The 10,530-nt window shown below is 57.3% G+C and carries 6 protein-coding genes and 2 pseudogenes; 3 read left to right on the forward strand and 5 right to left on the reverse strand.

What is annotated here, in order from left to right:
- The first annotated feature begins 164 nt into the window (after window positions 1-164).
- A pseudogene (locus tag ABRP98_RS11215) lies at window positions 165-1,521 on the forward strand (IS256 family transposase).
- A gap of 23 nt (window positions 1,522-1,544) precedes the next feature.
- Window positions 1,545-1,916, forward strand: a pseudogene (locus ABRP98_RS11220) (transposase); the annotation flags it as partial.
- A gap of 210 nt (window positions 1,917-2,126) precedes the next feature.
- On the opposite strand, the gene ABRP98_RS11225 reads toward ABRP98_RS11220, so the two are convergent.
- The 5 genes from ABRP98_RS11225 to trmB are packed head-to-tail and all read right to left on the reverse strand — an operon-like array spanning window position 2,127 to window position 7,029.
- Complete coding sequence (locus tag ABRP98_RS11225; RefSeq protein ID WP_349859302.1) at window positions 2,127-2,465, reverse strand: DUF3054 domain-containing protein; 339 nt, start codon at window positions 2,463-2,465, stop codon at window positions 2,127-2,129.
- Window positions 2,462-3,490, reverse strand: coding sequence for a lysylphosphatidylglycerol synthase transmembrane domain-containing protein (locus ABRP98_RS11230; RefSeq protein ID WP_284640308.1), 1,029 nt, complete (start codon window positions 3,488-3,490; stop codon window positions 2,462-2,464). The genes ABRP98_RS11225 and ABRP98_RS11230 overlap by 4 nt, the downstream gene beginning before the upstream one ends.
- Window positions 3,491-5,644 carry an MMPL family transporter gene (locus ABRP98_RS11235; RefSeq protein ID WP_284771179.1) on the reverse strand — a complete coding sequence of 718 codons (2,154 nt, stop codon included), beginning with the start codon at window positions 5,642-5,644 and terminating at the stop codon, window positions 3,491-3,493.
- A 14-nt stretch (window positions 5,645-5,658) separates the two neighbouring features.
- Window positions 5,659-6,252, reverse strand: a complete 594-nt coding sequence (locus ABRP98_RS11240) for an NYN domain-containing protein (protein WP_349859304.1) — start codon at window positions 6,250-6,252, stop codon at window positions 5,659-5,661.
- Complete coding sequence (gene trmB, locus ABRP98_RS11245) at window positions 6,253-7,029, reverse strand: tRNA (guanosine(46)-N7)-methyltransferase TrmB (protein ID WP_284771181.1); 777 nt, start codon at window positions 7,027-7,029, stop codon at window positions 6,253-6,255.
- A gap of 362 nt (window positions 7,030-7,391) precedes the next feature.
- Between trmB and ABRP98_RS11250 the strand changes: the two genes are divergently transcribed.
- Window positions 7,392-9,218 carry a phosphoenolpyruvate carboxykinase (GTP) gene (locus ABRP98_RS11250; protein WP_349859306.1) on the forward strand — a complete coding sequence of 609 codons (1,827 nt, stop codon included), beginning with the start codon at window positions 7,392-7,394 and terminating at the stop codon, window positions 9,216-9,218.
- Window positions 9,219-10,530: the final 1,312 nt, after the last annotated feature.

Consider the following 10,530-nt stretch of genomic DNA (forward strand, 5'->3'; position numbering starts at 1 on the left):
AAGCACTCACATCAGCTACACTGACCAAAGCAGCATAGCTAACCCCCGACGTGTCCACTTTCCGGGGGTCAGGCCCGTGGCCGCCCACTACTTTCCGGGGCCCACCATCAGCAAGCAGAGAGTGTCTGATGGTTTGTGTGTGGGTACCTAACCCGCATAAGGAGATGGACCAGAATGACTACTGTGGCACGACGAGATCTAAGCTGATAAGGCCACAATTTGATGCGATTGAAAAGAAGCTTCTTGCTAACCCTGAGATGGCGAAACTGATTGATGAGCTAGGCACGCCCACCACGGATGCCAACGACTTGGTTCGGGGCATGTTGCAAGCCTCGATCACTAGGGGTTTGAATGCTGAGATGGATGCTTACCTTGGCTACGAGTCTGGCGACAGGAGTGCTAAAGCTGCTGCTGGGACAGACAATCACCGTAACGGGTCGTATCCAAAGACCGTGGATTCTAACTACGGGCCAATCACCGTTGATGTGCTGAGAGATCGGGCTGGAACATTCTTGCCGACTATGGCCCCTCAAAGGCTCGAGGAGATTGACCGACGTTGATGACATGATTGTCAGCTTGTATGCCGGCGGGATGACGATTAGGGATATCCAGCACCATAGGGCTACTGCACTGCGGGTAGATATCTCTCATGAAACAATCTCCGCGGTCACTGATGCCGTCGGCGACGAGGTCATGGTCTGGCACAACCGCCAGTGAGACGAATTCTACCCCGTAGTGTTTCTCGATGCGCTGCGCATTAAAGTCCGCGACGGTGGCCGAGTGGTCAACAAGTCCGCGTACATGGCAATTGGTGTGGATCTTGACGGTATTAAGCACATTGTGGGGTTGTGGATTGCCACAGAAGAAGGCGCTTCATTTTGGGCGCAGGTATGTGCCAATCTTTCTAACCGTGGGGTCAAAGACGTCTTTATCGTCTGCTGTGACGGGCTTAAAGGCCTACCAGAAGCAGTAGAGGCAACCTGGCCGAACTCTATGGTACAAACCTGTATCGTGCACCTGATTCGTGCCGCGAATCGGTGGGTGGCCTACGGGGATCGCCGGGGCGTATCAGCCGCGTTGAAAAAGATTTACACCGCCGCGGATGAAACCACAGCACAGGTTGCTTTAGACGAATTTGAAGCCTCTGAATTGGCAGAAAAGTATCCACGCTCAGTCAAGGTCTGGCGAGATGCTTGGGCGCGTTTCGTACCGTTTCTGCAGTTCCCACCAGCGGCCAGAAAGGTCATCTATACGACGAATTCGATTGAATCATTCAACAATGAACTGCGTAAAGCTACCCGCAACAGGATGCAGTTCACCAACGATGAATCAGCGATGAAGACGCTATGGCTGATGATCTGCAATATCGAAGACAAACGCGCTGCAAAGAGAGCGAAGCAGGGCAAACGAGTCTCAGCGACAGCCGGCAGACTCATGGAAGGAGCCCGAGTTTCCGGCTGGAAACAAGCCATTAACCAAATGGCCGTGGCCTACCCCGACCGCTTCGACAAATACCTATAAACCTAACCCCACACACAAACAACTTGACACGCTCTGCTCTAGCCCACGCACACGGTGTGCGTGGCAGTCTTGATGAGGCTATTTTTCATTCCGATCACGGCAGCGTGTACACCTCACAAGCCTTTAGGAACTATTGCTCGTCGTTGGGTGTGCGCCAATCCATGGGCGCGGTAGGAACGAGCGCGGATAACGCCCTAGCAGAATCTTTTAACGCCACCTTAAAGCGGGAAGTCTTGCGTGATAGGAAAGTCTTTGACAATCCCATTATCTGCCGGCAGGAAGTCTTCCGGTGGTGCATGCGCTACAACACGCGCCGGCGACACTCGTGGTGCAACCTTCTAGCTCCCGATGACTTCGAAGCACTCACATCAGCTACACTGACCAAAGCAGCATAGCTAACCCCCGACGTGTCCACTTTCCGGGGGTCAGGCCCACTCGTGATGGCCGCCTTATTGTGCACCAGCACGAGGCTCACCACGGGCTCCAGATACACCACACCAGCGGGCGCGACCAGTTTTGACTGATATGTGCCAAATTACAGCGGCTTTCCCTATAGAAGCAAAGCCGCTGTGTCGCTGTGCTTAGCGGGTGTCTTTTACGATCTGCTACTTGCGGGTAAATAGCCGCCAGCCAAAGAAGAACAGGGCGGACATCACGGTCGCCACGATGAGGAAGCTCCAATGGGGCAGGCGGCCATTGACCATGATCCACAGGGCCATGCCGCCGATGATGGCAGACAGCCAGACTACAATGCCCTCTTTCCACTTGCCCTGGACCTTTGCGGCCAGGATGATGGCCCAGCCGATGAGCGCTCCTATCGCCCAGGGCCAGAAGGCATCGACCCAGCTGGAAAAGGTCAGTCCACCGTGGGCGAGGCGGGCGGCGATGGCGAAAATCATCAAGGCGATGATGTCAATGAGCGGAGCAATACGCGTGGAAGTCATACGGTTTCCTTTTCTTTTTCTTTACGGGATAGCGTGGCGTAGGTAATGCCCTTGCGGGCATAGTGCCAGAAGTAAATGACCCAGCCAATAGCGGTGATGAAGGCAAAAGAGATAAGGCGGTAGATAATAGCCGTACTGGTGGCATCGACCGCGGTCATGCCCGTGGCCACGAGCGTGGCGATGATCGCCGCCTCCACCGTGCCCAGACCCGCTGGGGTGACCTGGGCGGAGCCGGCCAGCTTGGCGGTGAGGTAAGCCAGCGCGACGCCCGCGATGGTGGTGGTGTTATCGGCCGAATCGGTCGTGGGCATTTGGCCGGTTACGGCCCAAACGCAGCCCCAGAGCGCGAGCATGTCAATGAGGCGGTTGGCCAAGGAATAGAACGATGCCCAGGCGAATTGCCGGCGGGTGAGGTGTACTTCCTTGAGGCTTTCCACGTGCTCGAGCAGGGCTTCGCGCTTCGAGCCTTTTACCAGCCGCTGCTTTTTTACCCAGCGCTCCAGCGTTTCGGGGTGATTGCTCAGCCAGAAAAGCCCGCCGGAGAGCGCCAGCATCGCTGCCAACGTGCCGATGAGGGACCACAGGGCCATATTGGCGTTGAGGAAGAGCACGCCACCAAGACCAATGAGCACCAGCCACAAGGTGGAAATAGCAGACGACAGAACGAAGAACCAACCGCACAGGACCACCGAGGCGCCCCAGGTGCGCTGCACGTGGAAGGTCAGAATGGCAGAAAAGGCTGGGCCTGCGGGCATGGTGGTGGACCAGGAATTGGATGCAAAGGTAAGCGCGGCGGTTTCTGTGCCCTCTACTTCCACGCCACCGGCCCGGATGAGCAGGCGCATGACCTCGCCCATCGCCACGACGGAGAGGATGGAAGCAACGACCACGAGCGTTACCGGCCCTGGTTCGGCGTGGGAGAGACGTGAGAAACCTTCGCTCAAAAAGTCCAGCTCATCGCGGAAGACGTAGATGAGGATGGCTAGGACTATGAGCGAGGCGATAACTTGCAGCCAATTTTTCAATTATTTATCTCCTTCAAGGCGCCGCTTTAACTCACTGAAGGGAATGGTCTTCCCACGGCGGGTGGTACTACCAGAAAGCCTAGTGGTCAAGTGGTGCAGCCAGCTAGGCGCCCACCAGTTATCCTCGCGCAGCAGGTGCATGACGGCGGGGACGAGGAGCATGCGGACAATGGTGGCATCGATAAGCAGCGCAAAAATCATGCCGTACGCTATGTATTTCATCATCACGATATCGGAGAAGCCGAACGCTCCCGCCACCACGATCATAATCAGGGCAGCCGCCGTGATGATGCCGCCAGTATGCGCGGTGCCTGCGGCGATGGCCTCGTCCGTGTTATCGCCGCGCCGCCGCGCCTCCACCATGCGGGAGACCAAAAAGACCTCGTAGTCGGTAGACAGGCCATAAATGATGGCGATGATCAGCACCAGAATGGGGCTCATGAGTGGGCCGGGCGAGAAGTTCAGCGCGCCGGAGCCCACGCCGATGACGAACATGAGCGTGAGGATGCCCAGGGTGGCGCCCAGGGTCAATAGCGTCATGACAATGGCCTTAATCGGCAGCACGAAGGAGCCAAAGACTAATGCCATGAGGATGAAAGTGGCGAGCACGACGTACAGCGCCATCCACGGCAGCTTGTGGAAGAGCGCATCGAGCGATTCGACCTCCATGGCTGGCGTGCCGCCGACATAAAGGTTGACGCCCTCGGGCGCGGTAACGTCCTCGAGTTCGTGGACGATTCGCGCGTAGTCCTCGCGGTCCTTAATGCCGGCCGAAAGGACAGTAGTCCCGTCCTGGGTGGCGGTCGATGGACCCATGGGTTCGGTAAGGCCGTCGAGGCCGCGGACTTGCATGACGACATCGACAAGCTGCTCGTTGGTGGCGCCTTCCACCACGAGCTTGACCGGCTCGGTGCGGAAGGCGGGGAACTCGTCGTTGAAGCTATCCTGCGCCACGCGGGTGTCGTGGTTGGGCGGCAGGTAGGTTTCGTTGATGCCGCCGAAGGTGATGCTCATGATAGGCAGCGCCAGTGCAATGAGCAGGCCGCAGATGGCCAGGGTCAGGCCCTTGGCCCGGCGCATGGCCCAGCGCGGCAGCTTGTACCACCAGGTGTCTTGAATGGTGCGGGCCGTGCGGGAGGTGCGGCGCACCGACCACAGGTCGATCTTGGGCCCGAGCATGCCAAACAGGGCGGGCAGGACGGTGACGGACAGCAGGGCCGCCAGGCCGACGGCGGAAATCGAGCCATAGGCAACGGACTTCAAGAAGGCCTGGGGGAAGAGGAAGAGTCCGGAGAGCGCGACGGCGACCATCGCCGCGGAAAAGACCACTGTTTGCCCGGCGGTGGCGGTGGTGGTGGCCACCGCATCCTTGGTGGAGCTTCCCTTGTCCAGTTCCTCGCGGAAGCGGGAGACCATAAATAGGCCGTAATCGATGGCCAGGCCCAGCCCCAGCAGCGTGACTACTGCTTGGGCAAAGACGTTGACCTGCAGGAAACCGGCCAGGATGGCCAAAATTCCCAGTGAGCCCAGGATGGATAGGCCACCGACGATAAGCGGCATGAACGCCGCCACCACGGAACCAAAGACCACGAGGAGCAGCAGGCCAACGAGCGGGAGCGCTGCCTTTTCCGCACGCGCAATATCTTCTGCCATGCCTTCATCGAGGGCGTCCGCCACGGCCGTGGCGCCGGCAACCTCGACCGGCGCGGAGGTATCCGCCAGCGCGCCCTCGATGGCGCGGAAGTCCTTCAGCGTTTGTTCGTCATCGCCCTTGAGCCCAATGGCGGCAAAGGCCAGCGAATGATCATCATTGACCAGGTTGGGGTTCTTGCTATCGAAATAGCTGGTGACAGAGTCAATCTGATCCGGATAATCCTTTTTAAGCTGCGCCAAGTGCTCCTTGGCGGCATCGAAGTTCTCATCGGGCGAGCTAAAGAGCAAAACCACGTCGCCGGAATTATCGCGGCCGAACGTTTCCTGTTCGATCTGCGCCGCGCTTGTCGATGCCGCATTCGGGTCCTCCCAGCCCTCCTGGCTCATGCGTTCCTCGAGCTGGGTTCCAAAACCTACGAAGAGGGCAAGGATGGCACCGAGGATGACGATGGGAATGACCTTGCGGTGCGCATAGGAAAATCGTCCCCATTTTTCAAACATGTGGGGTAAGCCTCCTAGCTATTATTTAGTAGCGCAGCCAGCGGGCGGAATGGCTGGAGCCATGCACCACCTTCAGGCAGGTTATCCAGGTTGACGCGGGGCAGCGGCTCGCGGAAGACGCCGTCAATATCTTCTAGGTCAACGAATTCGATCTCGGCGTGACCCACGGCCCAGGAGGCGTGTTCGTGGAAACCCAGGACGGTAACGGGCAGGCCTTCATCAATGAGCTCTTCCAGCAAGGGTTGAAAGTTCTGGCCATCGGCAGAGGCCACCACGACGCCGGCGAGATCATCGCGCAGTTTTTCAATGTGCTCGATCATGTCTGGATCCACGTCATCATCTTCGTGGATCTTCGGCTTGGCAAAGACGCCAAAGCCCACATTGCGGATGGCCTCTACCCACGGGCGAATCACATCGGCGCCGCCGGGGGAGACATTGGTAAATACTGCGGCCTGCGGATCGGCATCGACATCTACCGCGCGGTAGACCAGCCACCGGCCGATGGCATCAAAACGCGGGCGGTGCGCCGCGGTGGGGCGCCCGCCAAGCAGGGAGCCGAGCCCCATATCCATATTGGGTGCGTCCCACACCAGTAGATAGGTGCTCATTTACTTCTTCTCCCACAGGTATTCAGTAATGACGTGTTCTTTATCCAGGCCCTTGCCCTCAAACTTGGTGATGATTTGGCGATCTACCAATTGCGGGCAGTCTGGCCACGGCCAGCCCTTGTACTCCAAACTGGGCTCGACGTGCACGAGCTCATCTATCCATTCGGCATAACCGGCGTGATCGGTAGCAACGTGCAGGACGCCGCCCTTCTTCAACCGGGAGGCAAAGAGGTTGAGCGTGCCGGATTGGATGATGCGGCGCTTGTGGTGGCGCGCCTTGGGCCAGGGGTCTGGGAAGAAGACGCGGATGCCGTCCAGGGATTCTGGGGCAATCATGCGCACCATGACCTCCACGCCATCGCCGCGGATCATGCGAATATTATCGATGCCCTCGCGCTCGATCTGGCCCATGAGCTTGGCCAAGCCAGGCTTATAGAGTTCTACCGCGATGATATTGGTGTCCTGCTCCAGCGGTGCCATGGCCGCGGTGGAGGTGCCGGTGCCGGAGCCGATTTCCACGATGGTCTTGGCGCCGGTGCGGCCGAACCACTCAGCGACATCGATAAGCTCATCGCTTAAGACGCGGCCCAGTTCGGGCCAGCGCTGTTCAAAAAGCTGGTGCTGGTTATCCGTGAGCGTGCCGCGGCGAAAGGTGACATTGCCCAGGCGCGGGTAGTCCAGGTCATTGTCAAAGACCGCATTGAAGTCCGTTTGCGGCGGGCGACCCGGTGGCATTTCTCCGGCAGGGGTGTTTTGAGAATTATCCGTGCTATTCATTGCGCCCTATTTTTCCCTGTCCAGGCATGGCAAGCAATATGCCGCGCCGGGTATTTTCCCCGCCGTATGGGGGAGGGGAATGACCGGAGGCTTTGACGGGGGTGGTGCTTTGTGGCGCGGAGCGGAAGAATGGGGCACTTTGGCACCCCCCGGAATGGTGTGGAGGGTGTCACGCCTAATATCACAATTGTTCGCGGTGCGCTTGGTAAACGTCCGCTCACGGCGGTGGATATAACCGGAGTGGGAAAAATGACACTTAATGTGACCAATATTTTGGCTCTGCCGGTTAATCTGGAGGCGGAAGGCAAAGTTGGGCCGTGATGTGTCCCGATTTTCACATCCTATCCAGAGGAGAATTTTTAATGACCGCCACCATTCAGGGCCTCGTTGGAGAGCTGCCTACAAACAATCAAAAACTGATCGACTGGATTAATGAAAGCGTTGAGCTTTTCCAGCCGGACGAGGTGGCTTTTGTGGATGGCTCGCAGGAAGAGGCTGACCGCCTCGCCGCGGAGCTAGTAGAAAAAGGCACCCTCATCAAGCTAAATGAGGAAAAGCGCCCGAATTCCTACTTGGCGCGGTCCAACCCTGCGGACGTTGCCCGCGTGGAATCCCGTACCTTCATCTGCACCTCGAAAGAAGAAGATGCGGGCCCAACCAATAACTGGGCGCCGCCAAAGGCCATGAAGGAAGAAATGACGGAGGCCTTCCGTGGATCCATGAAGGGCCGGACCATGTACGTCGTTCCTTTCTGCATGGGCCCTATTAGCGATCCAGAGCCCAAGCTCGGCGTGCAGCTGACCGATTCCGCTTATGTGGTCTTGTCCATGCGCATCATGACCCGCATGGGTGCAGAAGCACTGGACAAGATCGGCACGGATGGGGATTTCGTCCACGCCCTCCACTCCGTCGGCGCCCCCCTGCAGCCAGGCGAAGAGGATGTTGCTTGGCCGTGCAACGACAATAAGTACATCACCCAGTTCCCGGAGACCAAGGAGATTTGGTCCTACGGTTCCGGTTACGGCGGCAACGCCATCTTGGCCAAGAAGTGCTACGCGCTGCGCATCGCATCCGTTATGGCCAAGGAAGAAGGCTGGATGGCTGAGCACATGCTCATCCTGAAGCTGACCAACCCAGAAGGCAAGAAATACCACGTAGCCGCCGCATTCCCATCCCAGTGCGGTAAGACCAACCTAGCCATGATTACCCCCACCATTCCGGGCTGGAAGGCCGAGGTCGTGGGCGATGACATCGCATGGCTGCATCTGCGCGAGGACGGCCTTTACGCCGTGAACCCGGAAAACGGTTTCTTCGGCGTTGCCCCTGGCACCAACTACGATTCCAACCCGATCGCCATGGATACCATGAAGCCGGGCAATACCTTGTTCACCAACGTTGCGCTTACCGATGACGGCGATGTCTGGTGGGAGGGCATGGCCGACGAGGCACCAGAGCACCTCATCTCCTGGACCGGTGAGGACTGGACTCCGGCATCGTCCACCAAGGCCGCCCACCCGAACTCCCGCTACTGCGTGCCGATTTCCCAGTGCCCCACCGCCGCGCCGGAGTACGATGACTGGAAGGGCGTCAAGATTGATGCCATCCTCTTCGGCGGCCGCCGCAAGACCACGGTTCCGCTGGTGACCCAGTCCTTCGACTGGAACCACGGCACCATGATCGGTGCACTGCTGTCTTCCGGCCAGACCGCAGCCGCAGAGGGCGAAGTTGGCGCACTGCGCCACGACCCAATGGCCATGCTGCCGTTCATGGGCTACAACGCCGGTGACTACCTGCAGCACTGGATTGATATGGGTGAAAAGGGCGGCGACCGCATGCCAGAGGTCTTCCTGGTTAACTGGTTCCGCCGCGGCGACGACGGCCGCTTCCTGTGGCCAGGCTTTGGCGAGAACTCCCGCGTTCTCAAGTGGATCATCGACCGCATCGAAGGCAACGTAGAAGCCGAGGACACGGTGGTCGGACGCACCGCCCGCGCCGAGGACATCGACTTGGAAGGCCTTGACTTCGATGTCGACGACGTTCGCGCCGCCCTTGACGTTGACCCGAAGGAATGGGAAGGCGATATGCAAGACAACGCCGAGTACCTGAACTTCCTGGGCTCCCGCGTGCCTGAGGAAGTGTGGGACCAGTTCCGCGCCCTGAAGAAGCGCGTGGAGGACGCCGCTTCCTAACGCGTTCATCCGCGGTAATTCCCGCATAAAGCTAACCCCAGCAGCGTAAAGCTCTGGGGTTAGATCTTTGTTGGGGTTAAACCGATACACCCAGTTACAACGGAAAAGACCCCGCCACCAAAGGAACTACAATCCTTAACTTGGTGAGCGGAGTCCTCAACTTTGTGACCGCTACCGTGAAGTTCGTTACCGCGATCCTTCACGTGGGTCTTTAGGCCCGAGGGTCTCAACGAGCGAGCACTCGTTGGGGCCCTTATTATTCTACTACGACTTTTAAACCCCAAGAGGAATCTATTTTCTAGGGCCGGGCCGATGAAACCACTGAAATACCGGTACTGAGGTCGATCTTGGATGGAAAATGCTAGTTTTTATCTTGAAAGCCTCGGAACGGCCCCTAGGATAAATTGGGAATCAAGGCAAATGTCTAGGGATAAAATCCGGGGTAGTTCAGTCACGGGCAAACAGATACTGTCCCAGGATTGTGAGGAAATATGCGCGAATCATCAATACTAATCGCAGCTTTGTTTGCGTTGACTATTGGAGTTGGGGTTTTCATTTTCTCAATATCCACCTCTAATCCGTCTACGGGACTTTTGATCAGCTCCGGTGCATGCGCGTTAATGGGCGCCTTCAGCACTTATCTTGCAACCAAAAGGTACCAGGAGTCTAAGAACAAAAAGCTTCAGGAGAATGAGAATCAAAAGCTATAGCTTTTGCTATAGCCCGAGATATCGAATTACGAGATACCCTACGCCCTCTCAATCTGCAGCCATTACTCGTCGTCTCGCTGCAGATCCTGAAGTACTCCCGGCGGAGTGAAGTGTTCTGGGGCCAAATTAGCTAGCATTTCAGCGAAACTACCCCGAATAGTTTAGAGTTTCACCAACTTCGATGGTCGGTTTGGCACAGGTATGCAAATCATGTATGCTAAAGATCAGAGAAGGCAAGGACAGGTTCCCTTGTCATGAGTTGAAAAGGTCAACAGGACGAAAAGCGCCTGTTGGCCTTTTCTTATATTGGTCGTTTCTTGTGTACCGCACTAACAGTACTGGTACTGGTCAACCAACTGGCTAATGCAGAATCAATACTTTCTGTTAGGGTAAAGGCATCCTTGGTAACGTCCAGAATATCTACGTTTAACAAACTGTCCATGTGTGAGACACGATTCCGAAGATCGTGCAGATGGGCAACTCTCCAGTACGTCTTTTTACCACTTGAATCATCTGCGAAAGGAAAAGGGGCCTGACCCCCGGAAAGTGGACACGTCGGGGGTTAGCTATGCTGCTTTGGTCAGTGTAGCTGATGTGAGTGC

The sequence above is a fragment of the Corynebacterium sp. KPL2838 genome (assembly GCF_040225455.1).
GTDB classification, from domain to species: domain Bacteria; phylum Actinomycetota; class Actinomycetes; order Mycobacteriales; family Mycobacteriaceae; genus Corynebacterium; species Corynebacterium rhinophilum.

Bases quoted from the DNA above. Each gene is read 5' to 3' on its own strand.
- ABRP98_RS11235 (WP_284771179.1), bottom strand. From the start codon at position 5,644: ATGTTTGAAAAATGGGGACGATTTTCCTATGCGCACCGCAAGGTCATT.
- ABRP98_RS11225 (WP_349859302.1), bottom strand. From the start codon at position 2,465: ATGACTTCCACGCGTATTGCTCCGCTCATTGACATCATCGCCTTGATG.
- ABRP98_RS11240 (WP_349859304.1), bottom strand. From the start codon at position 6,252: ATGAGCACCTATCTACTGGTGTGGGACGCACCCAATATGGATATGGGG.
- ABRP98_RS11250 (WP_349859306.1), top strand. From the start codon at position 7,392: ATGACCGCCACCATTCAGGGCCTCGTTGGAGAGCTGCCTACAAACAAT.
- trmB (WP_284771181.1), bottom strand. From the start codon at position 7,029: ATGAATAGCACGGATAATTCTCAAAACACCCCTGCCGGAGAAATGCCA.